Annotated in this window: 21 protein-coding genes and 4 pseudogenes; 10 read left to right on the forward strand and 15 right to left on the reverse strand. The window is 69.4% G+C overall.

The genetic code is table 11. The features are described from left to right. Positions 1-135: 135 nt before the first annotated feature. From ACZ6D7_RS32180 to ACZ6D7_RS32195, 4 genes and pseudogenes are all read right to left on the reverse strand, one after another. Positions 136-216 (reverse strand): annotated as a pseudogene (locus tag ACZ6D7_RS32180) (TetR/AcrR family transcriptional regulator); the annotation flags it as partial. A 256-nt stretch (positions 217-472) separates the two neighbouring features. Beyond that, a complete protein-coding gene (locus ACZ6D7_RS32185) occupies positions 473-1,948 on the reverse strand; it encodes a class I adenylate-forming enzyme family protein (RefSeq protein ID WP_469498434.1) in 1,476 nt (491 codons plus the stop codon). Positions 1,949-1,985: 37 nt separating this feature from the next. Then, entirely contained in the window at positions 1,986-2,909 is a 924-nt protein-coding gene (locus ACZ6D7_RS32190; RefSeq protein WP_469498437.1) for an alpha/beta hydrolase, read from the reverse strand. Positions 2,910-2,916: 7 nt separating this feature from the next. Further along, the gene (locus tag ACZ6D7_RS32195; protein WP_469498440.1) at positions 2,917-3,885 is read right to left on the reverse strand and encodes an enoyl-CoA hydratase/isomerase family protein; all 969 of its coding nucleotides are present in this window, start codon (positions 3,883-3,885) and stop codon (positions 2,917-2,919) included. A 265-nt stretch (positions 3,886-4,150) separates the two neighbouring features. Between ACZ6D7_RS32195 and ACZ6D7_RS32200 the strand changes: the two genes are divergently transcribed. After that, positions 4,151-4,834 (forward strand): TetR/AcrR family transcriptional regulator, encoded by a 684-nt coding sequence (locus ACZ6D7_RS32200; protein WP_469498443.1) that lies wholly within the window; start codon positions 4,151-4,153, stop codon positions 4,832-4,834. A 39-nt stretch (positions 4,835-4,873) separates the two neighbouring features. Here ACZ6D7_RS32200 and ACZ6D7_RS32205 read toward each other — a convergent pair whose 3' ends face one another. The 3 genes from ACZ6D7_RS32205 to ACZ6D7_RS32215 all read right to left on the reverse strand — a co-directional run bounded on the left by ACZ6D7_RS32205 (position 4,874) and on the right by ACZ6D7_RS32215 (position 8,025). Continuing rightward, complete coding sequence (locus ACZ6D7_RS32205) at positions 4,874-5,770, reverse strand: short-chain dehydrogenase/reductase (RefSeq protein WP_469498447.1); 897 nt, start codon at positions 5,768-5,770, stop codon at positions 4,874-4,876. A gap of 384 nt (positions 5,771-6,154) precedes the next feature. Beyond that, positions 6,155-6,649, reverse strand: coding sequence for a MarR family winged helix-turn-helix transcriptional regulator (locus tag ACZ6D7_RS32210; RefSeq protein ID WP_469498450.1), 495 nt, complete (start codon positions 6,647-6,649; stop codon positions 6,155-6,157). A 149-nt stretch (positions 6,650-6,798) separates the two neighbouring features. Beyond that, complete coding sequence (locus ACZ6D7_RS32215; RefSeq protein ID WP_469498452.1) at positions 6,799-8,025, reverse strand: acyl-CoA dehydrogenase family protein; 1,227 nt, start codon at positions 8,023-8,025, stop codon at positions 6,799-6,801. A 63-nt stretch (positions 8,026-8,088) separates the two neighbouring features. Between ACZ6D7_RS32215 and ACZ6D7_RS32220 the strand changes: the two genes are divergently transcribed. The 3 genes from ACZ6D7_RS32220 (at position 8,089) to ACZ6D7_RS32230 (ending at position 10,823) form a co-directional block, all read left to right on the forward strand. Beyond that, on the forward strand, positions 8,089-8,916 hold the full coding sequence (locus tag ACZ6D7_RS32220; RefSeq protein ID WP_469498455.1) for an SDR family oxidoreductase: 828 nt from the start codon (positions 8,089-8,091) through the stop codon (positions 8,914-8,916). Between the two features lie 400 nt (positions 8,917-9,316). After that, entirely contained in the window at positions 9,317-10,072 is a 756-nt protein-coding gene (locus ACZ6D7_RS32225) for an SDR family oxidoreductase (RefSeq protein ID WP_469498458.1), read from the forward strand. A 40-nt stretch (positions 10,073-10,112) separates the two neighbouring features. Then, positions 10,113-10,823 carry a TetR/AcrR family transcriptional regulator gene (locus ACZ6D7_RS32230; protein WP_469498460.1) on the forward strand — a complete coding sequence of 237 codons (711 nt, stop codon included), beginning with the start codon at positions 10,113-10,115 and terminating at the stop codon, positions 10,821-10,823. Positions 10,824-11,031: 208 nt separating this feature from the next. Here ACZ6D7_RS32230 and ACZ6D7_RS32235 read toward each other — a convergent pair. From ACZ6D7_RS32235 to ACZ6D7_RS32255, 5 genes and pseudogenes are all read right to left on the reverse strand, one after another. Next, positions 11,032-11,172 (reverse strand): annotated as a pseudogene (locus ACZ6D7_RS32235) (alpha/beta hydrolase); the annotation flags it as partial. 115 nt (positions 11,173-11,287) lie between these two features. Next, positions 11,288-11,623: pseudogene (locus tag ACZ6D7_RS32240) on the reverse strand (GAF domain-containing protein); the annotation flags it as partial. An 86-nt stretch (positions 11,624-11,709) separates the two neighbouring features. Then, positions 11,710-13,599: an AMP-binding protein gene (locus ACZ6D7_RS32245; protein ID WP_469498463.1), complete on the reverse strand. Its 1,890-nt coding sequence runs from the start codon at positions 13,597-13,599 to the stop codon at positions 11,710-11,712. Positions 13,600-13,780: 181 nt separating this feature from the next. Further along, positions 13,781-14,692: an alpha/beta hydrolase gene (locus ACZ6D7_RS32250; protein WP_469498466.1), complete on the reverse strand. Its 912-nt coding sequence runs from the start codon at positions 14,690-14,692 to the stop codon at positions 13,781-13,783. Then, positions 14,595-15,176: a LysR substrate-binding domain-containing protein gene (locus ACZ6D7_RS32255; protein WP_469498469.1), complete on the reverse strand. Its 582-nt coding sequence runs from the start codon at positions 15,174-15,176 to the stop codon at positions 14,595-14,597. Before ACZ6D7_RS32255 ends, ACZ6D7_RS32250 begins: the two co-directional genes overlap by 98 nt. Positions 15,177-15,282: 106 nt before the next feature. Between ACZ6D7_RS32255 and ACZ6D7_RS32260 the strand changes: the two genes are divergently transcribed. Beyond that, the gene (locus ACZ6D7_RS32260; protein WP_469498472.1) at positions 15,283-16,293 is read left to right on the forward strand and encodes an enoyl-CoA hydratase/isomerase family protein; all 1,011 of its coding nucleotides are present in this window, start codon (positions 15,283-15,285) and stop codon (positions 16,291-16,293) included. 469 nt (positions 16,294-16,762) lie between these two features. Here ACZ6D7_RS32260 and ACZ6D7_RS32265 read toward each other — a convergent pair whose 3' ends face one another. Beyond that, positions 16,763-17,776 carry an NADP-dependent oxidoreductase gene (locus ACZ6D7_RS32265; RefSeq protein WP_469498475.1) on the reverse strand — a complete coding sequence of 338 codons (1,014 nt, stop codon included), beginning with the start codon at positions 17,774-17,776 and terminating at the stop codon, positions 16,763-16,765. A gap of 158 nt (positions 17,777-17,934) precedes the next feature. Between ACZ6D7_RS32265 and ACZ6D7_RS32270 the strand changes: the two genes are divergently transcribed. Then, positions 17,935-18,444 carry a winged helix-turn-helix transcriptional regulator gene (locus ACZ6D7_RS32270; protein WP_469498478.1) on the forward strand — a complete coding sequence of 170 codons (510 nt, stop codon included), beginning with the start codon at positions 17,935-17,937 and terminating at the stop codon, positions 18,442-18,444. Between the two features lie 33 nt (positions 18,445-18,477). Here the strand turns inward: ACZ6D7_RS32270 and ACZ6D7_RS32275 are convergent, their stop codons facing one another. Then, positions 18,478-19,083 (reverse strand): CGNR zinc finger domain-containing protein, encoded by a 606-nt coding sequence (locus ACZ6D7_RS32275; protein ID WP_469498481.1) that lies wholly within the window; start codon positions 19,081-19,083, stop codon positions 18,478-18,480. 63 nt (positions 19,084-19,146) lie between these two features. On the opposite strand from ACZ6D7_RS32275, the gene ACZ6D7_RS32280 reads away from it, so the two are divergent. The 3 genes and pseudogenes from ACZ6D7_RS32280 (at position 19,147) to ACZ6D7_RS32290 (ending at position 20,646) form a co-directional block, all read left to right on the forward strand. Further along, on the forward strand, positions 19,147-20,019 hold the full coding sequence (locus ACZ6D7_RS32280) for an alpha/beta fold hydrolase (protein WP_469498484.1): 873 nt from the start codon (positions 19,147-19,149) through the stop codon (positions 20,017-20,019). Between the two features lie 102 nt (positions 20,020-20,121). Beyond that, positions 20,122-20,331 (forward strand): annotated as a pseudogene (locus ACZ6D7_RS32285) (IS1380 family transposase); the annotation flags it as partial. After that, positions 20,323-20,646 carry a PaaX family transcriptional regulator C-terminal domain-containing protein gene (locus ACZ6D7_RS32290; RefSeq protein ID WP_469498655.1) on the forward strand — a complete coding sequence of 108 codons (324 nt, stop codon included), beginning with the start codon at positions 20,323-20,325 and terminating at the stop codon, positions 20,644-20,646. The pseudogene ACZ6D7_RS32285 and the gene ACZ6D7_RS32290, both read left to right, overlap by 9 nt. On the opposite strand, the gene ACZ6D7_RS32295 is transcribed toward ACZ6D7_RS32290, so the two are convergent. Further along, positions 20,629-20,940, reverse strand: a complete 312-nt coding sequence (locus ACZ6D7_RS32295) for an alpha/beta fold hydrolase (protein WP_469498488.1) — start codon at positions 20,938-20,940, stop codon at positions 20,629-20,631. The two genes, ACZ6D7_RS32290 and ACZ6D7_RS32295, sit on opposite strands and share 18 nt — an antisense overlap. Positions 20,941-21,272: 332 nt before the next feature. On the opposite strand from ACZ6D7_RS32295, the gene ACZ6D7_RS32300 reads away from it, so the two are divergent. Continuing rightward, entirely contained in the window at positions 21,273-21,677 is a 405-nt protein-coding gene (locus tag ACZ6D7_RS32300) for a DUF4345 domain-containing protein (RefSeq protein ID WP_469498491.1), read from the forward strand. The last annotated feature ends 135 nt before the right edge of the window (positions 21,678-21,812 follow it).

Below are 21,812 nucleotides of genomic sequence, written 5' to 3' on the forward strand. Positions count from 1 at the left end.
CGATCGGGCACATTCTGCAATGGTCAACATGGCGCCGACGACGCCAGCACCAAGCCCGCCTGAGTCACTACAAACGACGCGGACACAGCCCCTGAAAACTGCCCAGCACTCAGAACAAGCACCGTTGCAGTACTAGAAGGCTCCGTTGGTGAGCCCGGCGTCCGACATCAGCGTGGAGATGCCCGAGCCGTCTGTGCCGTCCTGCTTGAACCGCATCGTCGCTGAGGTTCCTCAGGGTCTGCGGCCTGGGAGCGAGCGCACCGGTCAGGCTGGGCGGCGACGGCCCTCACCGTCGCCGCCCAGTCAGCCAAGGGCCTGCGCCGCCGTTGCGAGCAACTCCGCGGATGTCCCCGGCAGGCGGGGCGTGTGGCGAAGCTCGCGCAGTTCCGGGGGAGCCCGGAACTGCCACTCGGCCCCTGCCACGGAGCTGAGGGCCGCCACCACAGACAGCCCACAGCGCCATCCATGGAGGTCAGGTCCGCGCGGAGACCTCGGTGTGGGCAGCGCGCAGCGAGACCTTGTCGATCTTGCCGACCGCGTTCTTCGCGATGGCTTCCACCACGAAGAACGCGGTCGGGCGCTTGAAGCCGGTGAGGCTGCGTGCGCAGAGGGACTGCAGTGCCGAGGGATCGACGGTCGAACCCGGTCGGGGCTGGACGTAGGCGACGACGACTTCTCCCCATTTCTCGTCGGGGACGCCGATCACGGCGGCCTCGAGCACCGATGGGTCACCGGCGAGGACGTCCTCGATCTCCTTGGGGTAGATGTTCTCCCCGCCACGGATGATCATGTCTTTCGAGCGTCCGACCAGGGTCAGGTATCCGTCGGCGTCGAGCCGGCCCACGTCGCCGGTGTGCAGCCAGCCGTCGACGAGGACTTTGGCTGTTTCTTCCGGGCGGCCGAGATAGCCCCGCATGACGTTGGGTCCCCGCACGACGACCTCTCCCTCCACGCCCGGCGGCACCTCGCTGCCGTCGGCGTCGACGATCCGGATCTCCTGGCCGGGGAAGGGCAGTCCCACGGTTTTGGCGCGTCGGGGGCCCGCAACAGGATTGATGGTGGATGCGCAGGTTCCCTCGGACAGCCCGTACCCCTCGACGAGCGGAAACCCGTAACGGGCCTCGAACCGGGTCAGCAGCTCGGCGGAGGCGGGTGCCGCGCCGCAGACTCCGAAGCGCAGGGACGAAGTGTCCGGGCGGACCTGGTCCGGAAGCGCCGCGAGCATGCTGTAGATCGTCGGCACGGCGCTGAAGAAGGTGGGGCGCTCGCGCTCCACGACGTCGAAGAAGGTCTCGGGGTTGAATCGGTCGGCGATGGTGACGCTCGCGCCCGCCAGCAACGGGATGAGGGTGCTGACCACGATGCCGTTGACGTGGAAGAGCGGCAGGATCAGCAGGCACCGGTCGGCCGGCCCGACCTCCAGCGCCCGACGCCCCATGTCCGCCATGGCGTCGATGTTGGCGTGGTCGAGCATCACCCCTTTGGGCACCCCGGTCGTGCCGCTGGTGTAGATGAGCAGGGCCAGCGCCGACGGGTCCGGAAGGGGAGCTTCATCCGGGTCCGCCGCTGCGTCGTCGTGCAGTTCGCCGACGGCGAGGACGGCAGTCCCGTCCGCCACGGGGGCCTCACCGTCCTCGCCCACCAGGAGGCGTGCGCCGGAGTCCTTGAGCTGTCGGGCCACCTCGACGTCGGTCATGCTCGGATTGACCGGCGTGATGGTGGCGCCGAGCCGCCAGGCGGCGAACAGCAGGAGCACGAACTCGACGCGGTTGGTCAGCTTGAGGGCCACGACGTCGCCGGGGCCGACCCCGAGGTCCTGGAGGTGACGTGCCGCCGCCTGGACGCGACGCAGCAACTGGACGTTGGTGAGGGCCTGGCGGCCGTCCGAGACCGCGGCCCCGTCGGGGGCGAGGGCCGCGCGGCGGTCGGGCAGAGATGCGAAATTCATGGCGAGGGCGTACCTGTCTCGGTGGGATGCGATCCGGTCACGGAGCCGACGCGGCGGCTGCCGGGTTCAGCTGGCGGGCGAGGAACTCGATCTGGTCGCGCACCAACACCTCGAAGGTCTCGCCGGTGTAGAAGTCGAAGTGGCCGGCGTCGTACCTCTTGATCTCTCCCTTGGGCGCGGTGCGCGCGTAGCGGAGGGTTTGGGCGGGAGGCGTGACGGAGTCGGTGTCGCTGACGCAGAAGAGGATCGGGATGGCGATCTTCTTGGCCGCGCGCCCGGGCCGGTAGGTGAGGATGGTCGGGATGACCCGCGCCGCCACCTCGTTACGGAACGTCGTTCCCGGAGGCTGAAGCGCCTGGTATCCGGGCAGGGCGTCCGGAGCGTTCATGAGGGCCGACGTGCCGGGGGCGGCGGCGATCGGAACCATCACGGGCGGCTTTCCGCGACCTCTGGCTGCCAGATCGCGGGCTACCACGGGGAGGACCTTGAGCGAGGCGGCAGGGCCGAGCGCGAGCGCGGAGGCGAGACCGTCGGTGAAGGGGCACTGGGACACTGCCGCGCGCAGTTCGGGGTGGCGTGAGGCGACGGTGATGGCATGGCCGCCGCCGAACGAGCTGCCCCATACGGCGATGCGGGTGCGGTCGACGTCCGTGCGTGCCTTGACGTAGGCGAGGGCGGCGTCCCAGTCGGCGAGCTGACGCTTGATCGACAGGAGTTGGCGAGGGTGGCCGCCGCTGTCGCCGAAGTGCCGGTAGGTGAAGGCCACCGCGGCGATGCCGGCCTGTGCGAAGCGCTCGGCGAAGGCGTCCAGGCGCATCTCGCGGACGGCGCCGAGGCCGTGCCCGAGGATGACGACGGGCGCAGACGTGACGCCCGTGGGGAGGTAGAGCCAGCCGGAACACGTGCTGTCGCCGGAGCGGAAGGTGATGTCGTGCCGGGTGAAGGACTGCTGAGTGGTCATCGTCGGATCACCGCCCGCTCGTCGGGCGACGGCCCGGCACGCTGCCTGAGGCGAGGGCCCGGGCGTAGGTGCCCGGTGTGTAGAGCGGGAGTTCGCCGGTGGCGGCGGTGGTGGCCTGGTAGTCGAGCATCAGTTCCTGGCCTTCCTTCGACATGATTTGGGCGAAGAACTCGGCGCGTTCGACGTGCAGGCCGTCCTCCAGTGACATCGAGCCGCCGAAGTACACCGACCTCTTGGCGGCCGCGACCGACGCCTTCGACCGCTTCCCGAAGTGCTCGGCGAGGTCGACCGCTTGCGCGACCACCTTGTCCTGCGCGACGACCTTGTCCACGGCCCCGTTGGCGAGGGCCTCTTCGGGCGTGAACGGCTTGCCTTCGAGGATCGCGGCCAGGGACCGGTGGGTGCCGATCAGGCGGGTCAGCCGCTGGGTGCCGCCTCCGCCCGGGATGATGCCGAGGAGGATCTCCGGCTGGCCGATGAAGAAGTCCCCGTCGGCCATGACCCGCAGATCGCACGCCCAGGCGAACTCCGCGCCGAGGCCGAGAGCGGAACCGTTGAGGGCGGCGACGTAGAGCACGCCGCTGGCGTTCATCCGCAGGAAGGTCCTGTGCAGACGTTCCAGCTGCAGAGCCCCGCGCATCGGGGTCCTGCGCATCACGGGCCCGAGGAGGCGGGATCGGTCCACGTACTTCGCCATGCGCACGACGGCTGAGGCAGCGCGCCGGCCGACCGTAGGGCTCGCGGCGCCCTCTTCCTGCAGCCACCGCACCGCGGCATGGCTGACGAACCGCTCGGGATGTGCCCCGGTGAAGACGACGGCACGGACGTTCGGATCACGGTCGGCTCGGGCCACCAGCTTCTCCAGCTGCTGGGCGATGTCGAGGCCGAACTCCTGGTGCGGGCCGCCGTCGACCCGGACGATCAGAACGGCCCCGCGATCTTCGACCGTGAGACGGCCCTTGTCTTTGTATGGCATGAGTTCTGCTCCCGTGCTGAGTTCATGGCGGGGGTGGGACAGTGCGTGGAGACGGCCGCGGATGCGTGTCGCAGCGATGAGGTCGGGTTCGGCCCGACACGCTGTGACCGCACGGGCGGCAGGAGACTGGACCAGCGCGTGATGACGTGTCCGAGAGCGGACGCGTGTATCCGAGGCGGCAGGTCACACGCGATGTGTACTATTGCCGTGAAGAATTACATAACCAAGTTATTTCTGGTGTGTCAACGGTGGAGGCGTACGGAACATGGCAGGGCGGGCGAGGCTCGAAGACGCACCGGAACGACTTGTGCAGGCGGCCGTCGGCCTGCTGGCCGAGCAGGGTCCGTCGGCTGTGAAGGCGCGGGCGGTGGCCTCCGCGAGCGGGCTGTCGACGATGGTGGTCTACAGCCACTTCGGCGGGATCCCCGAGCTGATGAGCGCTGTCGCCGACCACGGGTTCAAGGAACTCGGCGCGGCGTTCGGCCGGGTACCGGTGACGGAGGACCCGATCGCGGATCTCTTCGCCATGGCCCTGACCTGCCGTCGGCAGGCCCGCGAGAACCCTCACCTCTACGACCTGATGTTCGGACTGTCCACTCGGGCGACCTACCGGCCTCTGCCGGATACGGACCGCCGCCTGAGCGGGCACTCCCCGGCCTTTCGGGAAGCCCACGCCCATGTCACCGCGGCATGCGAACGGCTCGTGCACTCCGGCAGGGTCGAGCGGCAGGAACCCGAAGCCATCGCCGCCCAGCTGTGGAGCTACGTGCACGGTTACATCACCCTCGAACTGGCTGAACACTTCGTCGAGTTCGACGACGCCGTGACGCAGGTCCTCCTGCCGATGGGCGTGAACTTCGCTGTCGGCCTGGGAGACGAGCGGGAACGCGCCGAGGCCTCCCACGAGACCGGCGCGCGCCTGTACGACTCGATCGTCCAAGGCCGCTGAGAGGCCTGGTCGTCGGGTGCTGCCCCGGTGCGCGGCCGGCTAGGACGCCCTGGTCTGCGCGGGAGGGGCATCTGTGCCAGGCGTGAGTTGGTCCTGCCTCCCCAGCGCCGCGACCTCCCGTTCGAGGGGCGGCACCGCCCGGGCCGCGAAGCGCCTCGTCCAGGGCCAGGCCAGCGGTGAATTCAGCGCCGCCTTGGCCCAGTTGGCCACGACGACCGTACGCGGGACGTACACGCGGGCGCGCCGGCGTACGAGTCCGTCGACGATCGCGGCGGCCGCCCGGTCGGAGCTCGTGGTGACATTGCCCGGATAGGGGAGTCGCGCGCGCAGGTCCTGGAACGAGGGGAGGTCCGCCTCGGCGCCTCGCACGAGGTCCGTGTCGATCCAGGAGGGGTGCACCACGCCGACCGTGACTCCGAGGTGGGCCACCTCCTGCCGGTAGGTCAGGGCGAGCAGCTCGGCCCCGGCCTTGCTCGCGCCGTAGGAGGCCATCGCGGCCAGCGGCATGAACGACAGCGCGGACGCCACGACCAGCACGTGGCCCCGGCTGCGCTCCAGGTGCGGCGTCGCGTACTTGAGGGTGCGGAACACACCGTTCAGGTTGATGTCCAGGACCCGCTCGAACGACGCCTCGTCCGTCTGCCGCACCGTCCCGTACGCCACGACGCCGGCATTGGCGACCACGAGGTCGATGCCGCCCATGACCTCCGCGGCCTCGTCGAGCGCCGATCGCAGAGCGGCCCCGTCGCGCACATCAGCCTCACGCCACGAAGCGGCGGGACCCAGCTCGTCGGCAAGAGCCCGCAACCGATCCGCTTCGAGGCCGATCACGGTCACCCGGGCCCCGCGGGCGGCGGCCAGGCGGGCCACCTTCTCCCCGATACCGCGTGCCGCACCGGTGACAACCAGCTTTCTGCCCAGCAAGTCACGTTTCATGGCAGCAACATAACTTCGTTATTGATGTAACACAAGAGACCGCGCACCTGGCTGCTGCTCGGTTACCTGCGCCCGGACCGGTCGCCGCCTTCGGCCTCGGCACCCTCAGGACAGGCGCGGTGCCGCCGAGGCCGGAGTACGCGAAGTCGACGGGGCTCGCGGTCGGTGAGGGCTGCATGGGCCTACGACGTGGCAACGGGGCGCTGAAGCCTGTGGGGTCGTCGCCGTCGAACGACCTGTAAGCGGGCAGACTGCCTCGAAGCCGCCGACGACCGCGAAGGCGAGCGGCCTCGAATCAGTGGACCGGGGCGGCTGACTGGCCATGCAGCCCGGCCGTCACAGCCGAGGCGTATCGCCCCGGACTGTCGAGATCTCCTACTGCTGTTAAGCCCTTTTCGCGCCGCTCTGCTCGCGGACGGCGTCGAACATGGCGGTGAGAGCGGGACTCCCGGCGAGGCTGCCCAGCAGGGCGTGGAGCGAGTGCCGTTCGGTGGTGCCGAGGTCGGCGAGGATGTCGTTGTCGAGGCCGACGAGTGTGCGGTTGAGGTCGGCCAGGACCTTGCGCCCGTCGTCGGTGATGTCGACGGCGTACCGGCGTCGGTCCTGCGGGTCGCGTGTCCGCTCGGCGTATCCGGCCCGCTCCAGGTCGTCGAGGCTCGTCACCATCGTCGCCGGGTCGATGCGCAGGAACGAGCCGAGCGCCAGTTGCGGCATGGCTCCATTGTCGGCCAGGGCCTGCAGGACGCTGTAGTGGCGCACTCGCAGGCCGGTACCGCTGATGCCGTCTTCGGCGATCCTGAATGCCACCTGCCCGAGTTTGACCAGCAGGCAGATGGTGTGTTCGGCCACTGTCCCCGGTACCAGCGGAGCCTCGGACATCGTTTATCCCGCCTATGGTTAGCCCTGCGTATCGTCAGGCTCCATCGTACGAGAAGGCCTGAGGTGGCCGGACCCATGAGGTGACCGGACCGGGGCAGCGATCTCGGTGCGCTGAATCGGGGCTCGAGGGCGGGGGGTGCGCGGGGCCGTCAGCCGACGATGGTCCGGCCGAAGATCTGCCGGGCGATGACCCACTTCTGGATCTCGTTGGTGCCCTCGTAGATCTCGCCGATCTTGCTGTCCCGGTAGATCGCCTCGACGGGGCCAGGGCTTCCGTCGGCGCCCAGTTCGCGGGCGAAGCCGAGGCCTCCGAAAGCCTGGACGGCGTCGCGCGCCATGTCCACCGACAGCTTGGTGGCGTAGTACTTCGCCATCGCGGCCTCGGGTTCCGGGGACGGGTTGCCGGCGTCCAGGCGCAGGGCGGCCTTGGTGACGAGGGTGCGGGCGTTGTCGATCTCGGTGGCCCGCTCGGCGAGCAGGAACTGCCAGTGCTGGTTGGCGGCCACCGGCTTGCCGAAGGCGTGTCGCGTCGACAGGTGGGCCACGGTGTGGTCGAAGGCGGCCTGTGCCATGCCGACTCCGGCGGCCGCGATGCCGATCCGGCCGTAGGTCAGTGTGGACAGTGCGTGGCGCAGTCCGTGTCCCTCGGCGCCGCCGAGGAGGTCGTCGTCGGACAGGTGCACGTCCGTGAAGCGGATGTCCGCGGTGAGCTGGCCGCGGTTGCCCATCTTGCGGTCGGCGAGGCCGACGTGAACGCCCGGAAGCGTTGTGTCGACGATGAACATGCTCAGCCGCTCGCCGGTGCGGGCGAGAACCACCACGAAGGCGGCCACGGGCGAGTTGGAGATCCACCGCTTGTGGCCGTTCAGCACCCACCCGGTCTCGGTGCGCACGGCCTCGGTCCGAACGGCCTGCGCAGACAGGTCACTGGAGGCGTCCGGCTCGGTGGTGGCGAACGCGCCGACCACCGAGCCCTCCGCGACCTTGGGCAGCCAGCGTTGCTGCTGCGCCTCGGTGCCCTGCCGCAGGGCGTTGCCCGCCAGGATGCAGTGGACGTCGAAGACGGCCGCGACGCTGCTGGAGTAGTAGGCGAGTTCTTCGATCGCCGCGGCGGTGGCGGTCGCCGGGTGCGTCAGACCGTCGCCGCCGACCTCGCCGGGGAAGGGGATCCGGAAGACCCCTGCCGATGCGAGCGCGTCGAACACCTGTCGGGGGAAGCCGTCGGTGCGCTCGTCGCCGTTCGCGATCGCCTCGGCGTGCGGAGCCACTTCTTGTTCCGCGATCCGGCGCACGGCGGCGCGTACGGACTGGGTCTCTTCGGGGGCGAGGAGCTCGTGGTAGAGCCGGTCGCTCTGGCGTGCGGGAGTGGAAGCCATGCGCGGACCATATCATTCGCATCGCGTATGATTAGTTAACCAATCGATTGTGGAGGTTCGACCATGACACGGACGCTGGCCGGCAAGACCGTCCTGATGTCGGGAGGCAGCCGCGGCATCGGACTCGCCATCGCCCTGCGCGCGGCCCGCGACGGTGCGAACGTGGTGATGCTTGCCAAGACCGCCGTACCGCACCCGAAGCTCGAAGGAACGGTCCACACCGCGGTCGAGGAGGTCGAGCGCACGGGGGGCAAGGGGCTGGCCGTCGTCGGTGACGTCCGCAACGAGGACGACGTACGCACTGCCGTCAACGCTGCGGTCAGTGCCTTCGGCGGCATCGACATCGTGGTCAACAACGCCAGCGCGATCGACCTGTCGTCGGCGGAGCAGCTGGAGATGAAGCGGTACGACCTGATGCAGGACATCAACACGCGAGGCACGTTCCTGCTGAGCAAGGCCGCGATCCCGCACCTGCGCGCGGCGGACAACCCGCACATCCTCACGCTCTCGCCGCCGTTGAACCTCGCGCCGCACTGGGTGGGCAAGCATCTCGGTTACACGCTCTCGAAGTACGGGATGAGTCTGTGCACCATCGGGCTCGCCGAGGAACTCGCCGCCGACGGCATCGCCGCCAACTCGCTGTGGCCGCGAACCCTGATCGACACCGCCGCCGTACGCAACGTGGTCGGCGGCGCCGGACAAGCCCGTAGTCCGCAGATCATGGCTGACGCCGCGTACGCCGTCCTCACGCGTGACGCGCGCAAGTGCACCGCCAACCTGTTCATCGACGACGAGGTCCTGCTCGACGAAGGCGTCACCGACCTGTCCGTCTACAGCCCTGCCGGATTCGAGGGTGATCTCGCGCTCGACATATTCGTCGACGCTGCCTGATCCCGCTCGGTTTCGAGGCGGGGCGGGCCTCGCCCCGCTCGCGCAGCGACGATCCGTGCCGCCGGTGCGCAAGGCGTGCGCAACTCGAATGCCATGTCGCGGCCGTCGGTGAGGAGTCGGGAGATGGTGGTCTTCCCGACCCGGGCGGCCCCGCACAAATCTCGCGGCGCTCATCGGGCTCTGGGCATGCCGGCGGGGCGCTAAAACGGCGTCCCGCGGCGTGGATCTCAGGAGATTCGGTCGCCGGAAGTGGCCCGCTCGCTCGCCACCCTCCCGGCTCGGCAGAGCCACCCCCGGCCACCGATGGTAAGTGGATCGACTTGCCTTTGGGGTGTGCGGGGGCTACCTTCAAGTGGTGAGTCCATCGACTTACCACTCGACTCGGCAAGGAACAATGAACATGAATCGTCTTGCGGGCAAGCGCGCCCTCATCACCGGCGGCACGAGCGGCATCGGTCTGGAGACCGCGCAGCGTTTTGTCGCGGAGGGGGCCGACGTGCTGGTCACGGGCGTCACCCCGGCCAGCATCGACAACGCGCGGCAGATCCTCGGGGACAAGGTGCCCGTCGTGCAGGCCGACGCACGCGACCTCGATGCGCAGCGCGGCCTGGCCAAGCAGGTGCGTGAGCACTTCGGGGAGCTGGACGTGGCGTTCCTGAACGCTGGTGTCTCGGACTGGCGGCCGTTCGAGGACCACACGGAGGACAGTTACGACCGGCTCTTCGACATCAACGTCAAGAGCGTCTTCTTCCTCACGCAGGCCCTGGTGCCCGTGCTGGCCAACCCGTCCTCGGTGATCCTGAACGCGTCCAGCAGCGCGCACGGCGGCTACGGGCATTCCAACGCCTACGCCGCGACGAAGGCGGCTGTCTCGTCCCTGATGCGGTCGTGGAACGCGGACCTGCTCAAGTCGCACGGCATCCGGTTCAACGCGGTCAGCCCCGGCCCGGTGGACACCCCGCTGTACTCCAAGCTCGGGATCGAGGACCCCGCGGTGCAGGCGGCGGTTATGGAGGGGATCAGCGCCGGCATCCCGCTGGGTCGCATGGGTCTGCCCGAGGAGGTCGCGGAAGCCGTCGTGTACCTGGCCTCCGATGCCTCCGCCTTCGCCGTGGGCCAGGACCTTATCCTGGACGGAGGCCAGACCGTCCTCTGACAGCGAGGACGCGGCCGGGAGACGGGCGAGAGGCGTGGGTATGCCGGTGACGGACCGAGCGGAGGCCGGTGGCGACACGTGCCAGGCCGGGGATGACGCGCAGACCAAGGCCGGGTATCACGCGCAGATCAAAGCGGAGAACCGTGCGCGCATCATCCGCGCCGCCCGCGACCTCTTCCTCGCCCGGGGATACGACAAGACCTCCCTGGCCCAGATCGCCAAGGAGGCCCGCGTCTCCACCGGCACCCTCTTCAAGCGGTACCCCTCCAAGGCCGCGCTGTTCGCGGCCGTCACCTCCGAACAGTGGCAGCTCGATGTGGAGTACGCCGAACCGCCCCCGCCCGGTGACCCCCGGTACGGTCTGGACCACATCGGCCGTGACTACGCCTGCCTGGTCGCGCGGCCGGGCACGGCGGCGCTGTGCCGCCTCATCATCACCGAGCTGCCCCAGATGCCGGAACTCGCCGACATCGTCGGCACCGGCTTCGCCATCGACCGCGGACCCTTCTTCGACCGGCTCCGCGACTACCTGGACGCCGAGGCACAGGCCGGCACCCTCGACTTCCGTTCGGCCGACGGACAGCCACAGTCGGCGGCCGAAGTCGCCGAACAGTTCCTCGGCATGATCTGCAGCCAGTTCCTGTGGCCCCAGCTCGTACGGACCGACTTCGTCCCGCCCAACCCCACCGACGCCGCGATCGTGGACGAAGCCGTCGCCCTCATGCTCAGCCGCTACAGCACCGGATCCTGACCCTCGGACCACCTGTTCACGCTGCCCCAACGCCAAGACGTCACCCCTGCCATGACAGCCGCGGGTAGGGGTGACTCGACCGGCAACGCACACGGGCGAGCGCGACCGGTCCTTCCAGCAACCAACAGCGGCAGTCGGCCGAGCCGGGTCGGCACTCCGCACCGTCGAGTCCGTCGGCCGCGTGCCCCTCGGGCTCCAGCCTGCCCCGTTACTCCGTGAGCAGTCGGCGCAGCCACTCCATCTGGGCCGTCTGGCAGGCCTGGGAGAGGGTTGCCTGGGGGGCGAGGCCGTCGAAGCCGTGGAAGCCGCCGGGCCATACGTGGAGCTCGGCGACTCCGCCGGCCTGCCACGTCGGCGGCGGCCCGTAGCTCCTCGGGTCGCCGGGCCGCCGTGCGCCACAGCCGTGTTGAGGCGCACGGGGCCGGCGTTCCCTCGGGCGCAGGGTCATGCGCGATGTTCACCGCTGCCCTGGAGGCGATCTCCTGGGCCAGCAGCAGTTCGTCGTCGAAGGGGTCTGCCGTTTGACGGCAGACGAACTGTGCGAGTCCCAGCGGGCTTCCGCGGGCCCATCGCGGAACCAGGAGCATGGAGCGCAGGCCCGAGGCGCCCGGGGTGGGCTCATGGCCCGCCGACATCACCAGCCGGACATCGTCGGCGGTGACGCGGAGCCGGAGGGGCTGCCCAGTGGCCCGTACGCGAGCCGGCTGCGAGCCTTCCGGATAGGTGTGTCTGCCTTGCGTCGGGTGCCGGGTCCGGACAGCCGTCCGGGGCCGCCTGGGCGGTCCGGCGGAGCGTCGCAGGACTGTCCAGCGCGTGCGAGGTGATCGGCACCGACGTCCGTCGGTGTGGAACGTGCTCCCCGTGGCTCATGTCCTGGGGCAGCCGTTCACGGCGTGCGATCGGCGCGGCGGAGGACAGGGCGCAGGGTTTCGATGACGCCGGGGTCGTCGACGGTGGAGGGGATGGGTTCGTCGTGGCCGTCGGCGATGCCGCGCATGGTCTTGCGCAGGATCTTGCCCGAGCGGGTCTTTGGCAGGGCGGCCACGACCGTGACGTCCTTGAGGGAGGCGACGGCGCCGATGCGCTCGCGTACGAGCTGGACGAGTTCGGCCTCGACCTCGCCCGGTTCGCGGTCGCTGCCTGTCTTGAGGACGACGAAGCCGCGCGGGATCTGTCCCTTGAGGTCGTCGGCGACGCCGATGACGGCGCATTCGGCGACGTCGGGGTGGGCGGCCAGGGCCTCCTCCATGCTGCCGGTGGACAGCCGGTGTCCCGCGACGTTGATGACGTCGTCGGTGCGGCCCATGACGAAGACGTAGCCGTCGTCGTCGATGTGGCCGCTGTCGCCGGTGAGGTAGTAGCCGTCGTGGGCGGAGAGGTAGGAGGCGACGAAGCGGTCGTCGTCGTTCCAGAGGGTGGGGAGCGCGCCGGGCGGCAGGGGGAGCTTCACCACGATCGCGCCGTCGACGCCCGCCGGTACCGGCTCGCCCGAGGCATCGAGGACGCGGACGTCCCAGCCCGGCAGCGGGCGGGTGGGGGACCCGGGCTTGAGGGGAGCGGCTTCGATGCCGACCGGGTTGGCGACGATGGGCCAGCCGGTCTCGGTCTGCCACCAGTGGTCGATCACCGGGATGCCCAGGAGGGTGCTCGCCCAGTGGTAGGTCTCGGGGTCGAGGCGTTCGCCGGCGAGGAAGAGGTGGCGCAGGCCGCTCAGGTCGTAGTCGGCCGTGAGTGCTCCCTTCGGGTCCTCCTTGCGGATGGCCCGGAAGGCGGTGGGCGCGGTGAACATGGTCTTGACCCGGTGCTCGGCGGCCACGCGCCAGAACTGGCCGGCGTCCGGTGTGCCGACCGGCTTGCCCTCGTACAGGATGGTCGTGGCGCCGGCCAGCAGAGGCCCGTAGACGATGTAGGAGTGCCCGACGACCCAGCCGACGTCGGAGCCGGTGAACATGGTCTCGCCGGGGCCCACGTCGTAGACGGCGCCCATCGACCAGTGCAGGGCAACCGCGTAGCCGCCGCAGTCACGCACGACTCCCTTGGGTTTCCCGGTCGTTCCGGACGTGTAGAGGATGTAGAGGGGATCGGTGGCGGCGACGGGAAGGCAGTCGGCCGGGGTTGCGGCCGCGACCGCGTCGGCCCAGTCGAGATCGTCGGGCCCCAACTCGGCCCGCTCCTGCGGGCGTTGCAGGATCACGCTCTTGTCGGGCTTGTGGACCGCGAGTTCGATCGCCCGGTCGAGCAGGGGCTTGTACGCGATGACCCGCTTGCCCTCGATGCCGCAGGAGGCGGAGACCACGACCTTGGGGGCCGCGTCGTCGATGCGCAGGGCGAGTTCGCGCGGGGCGAACCCGCCGAAGACGACCGAGTGCACCGCGCCGATCCGTGCGCAGGCCAGCATCGCGACGGCGGCCTCGGGGACCATCGGCATGTAGATGACGACCCGGTCGCCGTGCCCCACCCCGAGCCCCGCCAGTGCTCCGGCGAAGGCCGCCACCTCGTCTCTCAGCTGCGCGTAGGTGTAGGTGCGGCGGGTGTCGGTCACGGGTGAGTCGTGGACGAGTGCGGGCTGTTCACCGCGGCCGGCCTCGACGTGCCGGTCGAGCGCGTTGAAACAGACGTTGAGCCGTCCGTCGGGAAACCAGCGGTAGAAGGGCGCGCCCGAGGAGTCCAGGGCGCGGTGCGGAGCGACATCCCAGTCGATGCCTTTCGCCGCCTGCAGCCAGAAGCGCTCCGGGTCCTCGGTACTGGCGCGGAAGACATCCTCGTACGTTCCCATCGCGCACTCCTTTGTGGCATCGGGAGGGTGGTGTGGTTGTGTGCGGAACGGTGTCGGACACACGTACCGTATGCCGGTCGGCGTGGTCGAGCAGGATGCCGGTGACCGGTGGACCGGTCACCGGCATCGCCCGTGGTGTTGCGGCCAGGAGAGCAGACCCGGCGTCAGGCGCGGCTTTCGCTCACGCGCCGAGGTGCTTGCGGAGCCACTGGCCCATCTGCCCGATGGCCTGGTCCACCTCGGGTACGCGTCCGGCGCCCATGATGAACGAGTGCTGCCCTTCGGGCAGCGCGTGGGTCTCGGTGGTGACCTTGAAGTCCGCGAGGCGGCGGCCGAGCTGGGCGCCGTCGTCGGCGAGGGTCTCGTACTCACCGTAGTGGACGAGCGTGGGCGGCAGGCCGGTCAGGTCGGCGTGCACGAGGCTGATCTGCGGGTCGGTGAAGTCCACGGCGGGATCCTGCAGCCAGGCTCCGCGGAAGAACTCCAGGGACCCCCGGCTGAGCATCTTGTCGTTCGTCTCGTTGGCGTCCACTGCCGGGTTCTGGATGGTGAGGTCGGTCCAGGGGGAGACGCTGACGATCGCGCCGGGGGTGGCCTCGCCCTTGGCGAGCAGGCGCAGCGGCAGCATCACCGCGAGTGTGCCGCCGATCGAGTGGCCCGTGCTGCCGATGTTCCGCGGCTCGTAGCCCTGGGCGAGCAGCCAACGGTAGGCGGTCTCGGCGTCGTCGAGCTGTGCCGGGTAGGGGTGTTCGGGCGCCAGGCGGAAGTCCACGACCAGCGAGCGGGCGCCGGCCGCCTTCGCGATGTGTCCCGCGGCCTTGCGGTCGGAGTGCATGGAGGCGGCGACAGAACCACCGAAGTGGAAGTGCAGCAGCGCGCGGTCGGGATCGGCACCCTCGGGGATGGCCCACAGGGCGGGGACGCCGCCCGCGTCCACTTCGGCGTAGGTGACGCCTTCCGGCTCGGTCGACGCCTTGGCGCTCGAGTCGATGATGTCACGGATGACGGCCAGGTCGAGGCCCGGTGTCGACGACTTCGCGCTCACACTCGCGAGAAACTCCGCGAACTCGTGTGCCTCTGGGCTTATTCCCATGGTGATGCTCCTTCTCAGGCGGGTGCCGTGCCGGGTTCCCCTGCGGCAGCCGGGTCGATGTGCCGGTCATGACGCTACTGGCTGAGTATAGAATAGTAAACTCAGATGTATCAGCCTCATGGATGCGAGGAAGCCCTTCTTCAGGGCATCGGAGATGGGCCCCATCTCGACCGGGGACGTCCAACGGCGCAATCGCCCGGGCCCTGGAGGCCGGGGGTGAGACGTGGTCCGCTCTGATCCCGTGCGAGGTCGTGCAGTCGGTGAGGTGCTCGGTCACAAGGCGGCTGCTGGAGGGAACGCCGATGACGAGAGCAGGATCGAAACCGGACGGGCGCAGGGCGAGCTGCCGTGTCGCGGTGATGAGTTCGACCTGGAGCCTGGGGTGCCGGCGGCGAACGCGTCCCAGGGCGGGGGTGGCGAAGGCGTGCCGCAGCCCCGCCGTGGCCGCCGGTAAGCTCGTCGAGGCGCTCCGCGCCGTGTGCAAGGATCTTGAGGTGCCTGGTGCCTACCCCTCAAGCCCGCGGCATCGACGCGAGTCAAGGAACGTGATGGCCATGACAGCCAGGTCCGCGGGGACGAGATGACGAGCCATGCCTGATACCGCTGCGGCCACGATTCTCGCCGGCATCCACCGGGGCGTCGGCCGCATCCTGCTGAACCGGCCCAGGGCGCTCAACGCCCTGACCGCAGACATGGTCTGTGCCATCGACCGTGCGCTCGCCTCATGGGAGCACGCACCGCTGTCCGCCGTGGTGCTCGCCAGTACCAGCACGAAGGCGTTCTGCGCCGGCGGGGACATCCGCACGATCCGCGAGCACAGCCTCGCCGGCGATGCCGAGGCCAGTGAGCGGTTCTTCGCCTCCGAGTACCGGCTCAACGCCCGGATCGCCGCGTATCCCGTGCCGGTCGTGTCGCTCATCGACGGCCTGTGCATGGGCGGCGGTCTGGGGCTGTCGGTCCACGGCGGCTTCCGCGTCGTCACCGAACGCGCGGTGCTGGCGATGCCCGAGACCGGGATCGGGTTCTTCCCGGACATCGGGGCCAGCTACTTCCTGCCGAGGCTGCCCGGCGCGATCGGCATGTACCTGGGACTGACCGGGCAGAGGATCGACGCGGCCGACGCCCTGTACACGGGGCTGGCCACGCATTTCGTTCCCGCGGACCTTCTGGACACGGTGGGGGACGCCCTGGCCGACAGCCCCGATGAGCCGGTGGACGTCGTCCTGAACCGTCTTGCCGTCCGTTCCCCGGTGGCGGAGAGCAGGCTGGCGGAGGTCCGCGGGGACGTGGACTGGGCTTTCGGCGCGTCGTCCCTCGGCGAGATCGACAAACGCCTGCGTCACCTCGACACCCCTTGGGCGGCAGCCGCGTTGGGCGCCCTGGAGTCCGCCTCGCCGCAGAGCCTGGAGATCACCCATGCCCTGCTGGCCCGAGGCAGACAGCGCACGTTGCGCGAGTGCCTCGACGCCGAACTCGCCCTCACGCGCACGACCATCCGCACGCCGGACTTCCTGGAGGGCGTCCGTGCCGCCCTGGTCGACAAGGACCGCACTCCCACCTGGCGACGTGCGTCGCTCGGCGGACGGACGCTGCCGTCTTGAACACGTCCGCCGTGAGCAGGGCATCGCCTTGCGCGAGGGGGGCCGCGCGTCAACGAAACGGGAACGTATGGCCTCGCAGACTGCCGCGGCAGATGTCCGACCGGGCCGGGAGCCATGCGGCAGCCGTACTGTCCATGACAGCCGGTTTGCCGCTGATGGGAGCGGTCTGACCGCGTCCGTACAGAGCCGGATCTCATCGACCACGGCGACAGCGTGCCACCGTTGTCGCGGTGGCGCGCGTTCTGGACCGAGTGGTGGCGAGGAGCGATCTGCCGGGGTTTGGGGCGGCAGGGCACACTTCGCGCGGGCATCCAAAGCCGCGCGCCGCGCCGTGCCGCGGGCATACGGCGTGCCGAATGACCCGAACCCCTGCAACTGGAGCTCTCCGCGACATAGTTGCGATGTGGACCGCCAACGGGTCGTCCTCTGATGACCGTGCCGGAACGGAGGGGCTGTTGCCGGCCGTGTCTCAGTCGTTGTCGGGCGCCATGGAGACCACGACCTTGCCGGCCTTGGTGCGGCCCTGCTCGACGTGCGCCATCGCCTCGAGTGTCTGGTCGAAGGGGAAGGTGCTGTCGATGACCGGGCGGAGTTTCCCGCTGTCGTAGAGGGCGCCGAGTTTGCGCAGCTGGGAGCCGTTGGCCTGCATGAAGAGGAACTCGTAGCGCACGCCCAGCGCCTTGGCCTGCTTGCGGACCTTGCGGCTGAGCGTGTTCATGATCAGGCCCATGACGCCGGGGGCGCCGAGCTGCTTGGCGAAAGCGGCGTCGGGCGGGCCGACGACACTGATGGCCAGGCCGCCGGGCTTCAGTACGGTCAGTGACTTCTCGAGGTTCGCCCCGCCCAGGGAGTCCAGCACCAGGTCGTAGCCCGAGAGCACCTTGGAGAAGTCTTCCTTGGTGTAGTCGACGACGACGTCGGCGCCAAGGCTCCTGACCAACTCCTCGGACCTGGTGTTCGCGGTCGTCGCCACCGTGGCGCCGAGGTGCTTGGCGAGCTGGATGACCGTCGACCCGAGGCCGCCGGCTCCGGCGTGGACGAGCACTTTCTGCCCCGGCTTCACGTGCGCGCGCTCGACGAGGATCTGCCAGGCGGTCAGGGCCACCAGCGGCACCGCGGCCGCCTCCTCCAGGGAGAGTGAGGCCGGCTTGGGGGCGACATCGTCCGCGTCGATCGCGATGAACTCCGCGAAGCCCCCGACCCGCAGGTCGCGCGGGCGGGCGTAGACCTCGTCGCCGACCTTGAAGCCGTGTACGGCGGAGCCGACCTGTGTCACGACGCCCGCCACGTCGTGGCCGAGCACGAACGGGCGCTTGTACTTCAGGATCTGCTTGAACTCCCCGTTGCGGACCATCTTGTCCAGCGGGTTGATGCTGGCGGCGCTCACTCTGACCAGGACGTCGCGGTCTCCGACGGTGGGCTCGGGTACCTCTGCGGCGCGTACGCCGTCCTTGCCGTACTTCTCGACGACGAACGCCTTCATGCCGGCGGCCTTCCTGTGTGGGTGTCCGGGTGGTTGATGCGATTCTTCCGGCAGGTCCCCCTGCGCCCGTTTCTCGTGTGCGGCCGGGTTGATGTGCCGACCATGACGCTACTTGTTGAGTATAGAAAAGTAAACTCAGGTGAGGGTAGAATCACCCCATGGATGCAACGACCGAAGCTCTGCAGGACGCCGGCGTGGACCCCCGACTCGACCGGGACGCGTCGAACTGCTCGATCGCCCGGACCCTTGAGGTCGTGGGCGAGAAGTGGACGATCCTGATCCTGCGCGAGGTCTATTACGGCTCGTCCCGTTTCAGCGAGTTCGAACGGGTCCTGGGCTGTCCCCGCAACCTCCTCGCGGCGCGGCTTCGGATGCTCGTGGAGGAAGGGATCCTGGCCACCGAGACCTACAAGGAGCCGGGCTCGCGGAGCCGTCCGAAGTACGTGATCACCCCCAAGGGTGTGGATCTGGTCCCGGCCGTGATGGGGCTCCTGCAGTGGGGCGACCGCTACCGCGCCGACCCGGAGGGCCCGGCCATGCTGTCCAGGCACCGTGGATGCGGCGCGCACGTCGACGCCCAGATCCGCTGCGACCGGGGCCACGCCGTACAGCCGAAGGACATCGAGAGCGTCCCCGGCCCCGCCTTCCGTCTCAGGCCCGCCGAGTGAACTGAGCGCGGTGGTGCCAGGAGCTCTTGGGGCTCAGTCTGCCGGGGTGTGCTCACTCCGTCTGGCCCGGGCCTGGTGGAGGCGGACCTTTGTGCGGTTGCCGCAGCGGGACATGGAGCACCAGCGGCGGTTGCGGGCGGGGGAGCGGTCCACGAAGCGCAGGGCGCATTCGTCCGCGCCGCAGACGCGTACCCGCCGGATCTCGGCGGACAGGAGCAGTTCGACGGCGTCCTGGGCGATCAGCGCCAGAGCGGCTGAGGCATCGGTGGCGATGCTCGCGGTTCCGGCGGGCTCCAGGCGCCCGTCCGTGACGGCGATCTGCAAGGCGGGTCGAGGAGCCTTTGCTGCTGATCGGTTGAGCATGGTGATGTCGCCGGACAAGGGCAGCCGGTTGTCGGCGACCGCGAGTACGGCCCGGTCGACCGTCTCGCGCAGTCGTCGGCCCGACGCCAGGACGGCGGCAGCGCCGGGGTCCGGGATGTCCGGTGTGAGCAGGCCGGCCCGCTGAAGCCAGAGAGCCAGGTCGCCCGGGTTCCGGAGAGTCTCCTCCGGCGTGGTCCGCCACCGGTAGCGGAGGGTGTTGGTGAAGTCCAGGCAGACCCGCCCGCCGTCCCAGATCCACATGTCGTCCGTTGCCACGCCTCCATTCTGCACGTTAGCTTAACCGTCTAAGGCGGTTAGTCATGCCGAGGAGGCGCATTGATGGGACAGCCGACAGTGACGACCGGAGTGACGCAGGTGGACGGGGTCCGCCTGCACTACGTCCGGGCGGGATCCGGCCCCCTGCTCGTGCTGCTCCACGGCTGGCCGCAGACCTCCGACTGCTGGCGGCCGGTGCTGGCGGATCTCGCGGCCGACCACACTGTCGTGGCGCCCGACCTGCGCGGCTACGGCCTGAGTGACAAACCCACGGCCGGTTACGACAAGCGGCGGATGGCTGCCGACATCGCCGGTCTCGTCGAAGCGCTCGGCTTCGAGAAGGCCGCGGTCGTGGGGCACGACCGCGGCGCCCGTGTGGCGCACCGGTGGGCGCTGGATCGCCCGGAGCAGGTGGAGCGGCTGGCCGTACTCGACATCGTGCCCACCCGGGAGATGTTCCGTCGCTTGGATGCCTCCCTCGCCTCCGGGTACTGGCACTGGCTGTTCCAGATGCAACCCGACCTGCCGGAGCGCCTCGTGGGACGCGACATCCGCGGATATCTCGAGTACTTCTTCGAGCGCTGGACCTACAACCGCCACGGCCTGACACCCGAAGCGGTCGACGCCTACGTCCGGGCGTTCTCCCGTCCGGGTGCCCTGCGCGCGAGTTTCGACGACTACCGCGCCATGGAGCAGGACGTCGCCCTCGACGACATCGACGCCGCCGAGGGCCGGCTCCTCACCATGCCGGTACTGGCGCTGTGGGGTTCCGTGGGGCTGCCCTCCCGCCTGCCGACGCTGGAGATCTGGCGCGAGTACGCGGACGACGTCACCGGTGCCGAGATTGCGGAGTGCGGCCATTTCATCCCGGAGGAGCAGCCGACAGCGCTGCTGGCGCATCTGCGGCCATTCCTGGCTGACGGAAGGGCTGTTTAGCCCGGGCCTTTCAGGAAGCCTGCCCGCGGTTCATGATCGGAAATGAGGAAGGTGCCTGCTGTCTGGGATGATCTGGCTTGTCGAAGGCCCTGATCGTTCGCCATGGAAGGCACCTGCCGAGTGAGGGCTACCGGGTCGCGTCCGAAGATCATCGTGAGTGCTGACGGGCGTGGCGTGGTCGGTCACGCCGGTGCCCGGCTGCTCGCCGACGTCGCCGAAGTGACCGGCCTGACCGCAGCGTGTGGTGATGCCTTGGCCGGGTTGCGGCAGCGCCGCGGTGTGCATGACCCAGGCCGGGTCGCCATATTCGTTAAGGAATGGCGGTGGTTGGCGACGCCCCGGGACGAGCGGGTCCGCGGGGGCGAGGCCTTGGCCGCCAGGCCCCGGCTGATGGACGCGTACCGCCGGTTCCCCGCCCTCGATCCGCAACTATCGCAGCACCTGGTGCCCACCGACTGGCCCCGTGAACAGGCCCGGCGCTTGTTCGAGCACGGCTACGACGGGCTGGGTGAGCGCGCCGAAGAGCGGGTTCGCGAGATCCTCACCGCGGCGGGGCTCGACGTGCCCGCCGGCCTCGGGCACCACACCGTCGCGCAGCTGAGCACACTCTCATGGCAGGCCGAATGACCCACACGGGCGAGAGACGGCTACCCCGAAGGCGGTGTCCGCGGTGGGGAAGACGTGCCGGGTGGGCACGATGTCCAGGACGGCGGCGCGCCTGACCCGGGCGGGGTGATCGAGGCACATCCGGTGCACGACGCAGGCACCGCGGTCGTGTCCGACCGCGGCGAAGGTGTCGAAGCCGAGGCTCGCCATCACCGCGACCTGGTCCGCGGCCATGGCGCGTTTGCTGTACTCGGCATGGGCGGCGCCGGCGACCGGTTTCGCGGAGCCGCCGTAGCCGCGCAGATCCGTCAGCACGACGGTACGGGTGCGTCCCCGGGGTCCCGCCCTGACAGGCCGTAGCCGGCACCTCACCGAGAGGGTCGCTGCCCAGCTCAAGGTGATTCTTCGCTGGGGAAATCAAGCACCGATGAACCTCTCCTTGATCCGACGTCCCGTTCTGGTCGCGAACGGCGAGGACGACCGCATGCTTCCAACACGAGCATCGTTCGACTTCGCGCATCGCCTGCCGAACGCCTCACTTCGGGTCCCGATGCCGGCCATGGCGGCGTCTTCCCACACCGCGAGCAGTTCGTGCCGCATGTTCTGGAGCTTCTTCGATGAGCTCCCACACCGGAGGTATCAGAAAGATGGGTCTGAAGAAGATGGTTCTTGGTTCCGCGGGCCTCGGGATCGCCGTGATCGGGTTGATCTATCTCTTGGCTCCCCACCTCCTGCTCGACATCTACGGGGTCGACATCCAGTCGCCATCGGAGGCGAACATTTTCAGGAGCGGTTCCGGGTCACTGTTCGTAGCCGTGGCGATCCTGTTCTGCCTGGGAGCCTCCAATCCGCGTTACACCAGGACTTCGCTCATCATGCTGTTCACCTTCATGAGCGGCCTGGCTGTGGGGCGCGTGGTCAGCATCGTGGCGGATGGGTGGCCCCATCCGCTGCTGATCGCCGTTCTTGTCGTCGAGGCTTCCTACGCCGGCGCTGCGGCCTATGTGTTGCGGGTGGAGGACTCCTCCCCGCAGCTGAGGGAGACCGCCTGACAGCCAACGCCCCCGTGCGGCAGGGCGCACTACAACAGCTGGCCGGGCATAGATCACCGCTGCGTGGCGCTGAAGCTGACGCCGGGAAGCCGCCGTTCGAGATGGTGGCCATACGGTCGCCTCCACCGTATCCCC

The sequence above is a fragment of the Streptomyces sp. NPDC041784 genome (assembly GCF_055591025.1).

Excerpts from the sequence above, each read along its gene's own strand:
- ACZ6D7_RS32185 (WP_469498434.1), bottom strand. The coding sequence starts at position 1,948 with ATGAATTTCGCATCTCTGCCCGACCGCCGCGCGGCCCTCGCCCCCGAC.
- ACZ6D7_RS32190 (WP_469498437.1), bottom strand. The coding sequence starts at position 2,909 with ATGACCACTCAGCAGTCCTTCACCCGGCACGACATCACCTTCCGCTCC.
- ACZ6D7_RS32195 (WP_469498440.1), bottom strand. The coding sequence starts at position 3,885 with ATGCCATACAAAGACAAGGGCCGTCTCACGGTCGAAGATCGCGGGGCC.
- ACZ6D7_RS32200 (WP_469498443.1), top strand. The coding sequence starts at position 4,151 with ATGGCAGGGCGGGCGAGGCTCGAAGACGCACCGGAACGACTTGTGCAG.
- ACZ6D7_RS32205 (WP_469498447.1), bottom strand. The coding sequence starts at position 5,770 with ATGAAACGTGACTTGCTGGGCAGAAAGCTGGTTGTCACCGGTGCGGCA.
- ACZ6D7_RS32210 (WP_469498450.1), bottom strand. The coding sequence starts at position 6,649 with ATGTCCGAGGCTCCGCTGGTACCGGGGACAGTGGCCGAACACACCATC.
- ACZ6D7_RS32215 (WP_469498452.1), bottom strand. The coding sequence starts at position 8,025 with ATGGCTTCCACTCCCGCACGCCAGAGCGACCGGCTCTACCACGAGCTC.
- ACZ6D7_RS32220 (WP_469498455.1), top strand. The coding sequence starts at position 8,089 with ATGACACGGACGCTGGCCGGCAAGACCGTCCTGATGTCGGGAGGCAGC.
- ACZ6D7_RS32225 (WP_469498458.1), top strand. The coding sequence starts at position 9,317 with ATGAATCGTCTTGCGGGCAAGCGCGCCCTCATCACCGGCGGCACGAGC.
- ACZ6D7_RS32230 (WP_469498460.1), top strand. The coding sequence starts at position 10,113 with ATGCCGGTGACGGACCGAGCGGAGGCCGGTGGCGACACGTGCCAGGCC.
- ACZ6D7_RS32245 (WP_469498463.1), bottom strand. The coding sequence starts at position 13,599 with ATGGGAACGTACGAGGATGTCTTCCGCGCCAGTACCGAGGACCCGGAG.
- ACZ6D7_RS32250 (WP_469498466.1), bottom strand. The coding sequence starts at position 14,692 with ATGGGAATAAGCCCAGAGGCACACGAGTTCGCGGAGTTTCTCGCGAGT.
- ACZ6D7_RS32260 (WP_469498472.1), top strand. The coding sequence starts at position 15,283 with ATGCCTGATACCGCTGCGGCCACGATTCTCGCCGGCATCCACCGGGGC.
- ACZ6D7_RS32265 (WP_469498475.1), bottom strand. The coding sequence starts at position 17,776 with ATGAAGGCGTTCGTCGTCGAGAAGTACGGCAAGGACGGCGTACGCGCC.
- ACZ6D7_RS32270 (WP_469498478.1), top strand. The coding sequence starts at position 17,935 with ATGGATGCAACGACCGAAGCTCTGCAGGACGCCGGCGTGGACCCCCGA.
- ACZ6D7_RS32280 (WP_469498484.1), top strand. The coding sequence starts at position 19,147 with ATGGGACAGCCGACAGTGACGACCGGAGTGACGCAGGTGGACGGGGTC.
- ACZ6D7_RS32300 (WP_469498491.1), top strand. The coding sequence starts at position 21,273 with ATGGGTCTGAAGAAGATGGTTCTTGGTTCCGCGGGCCTCGGGATCGCC.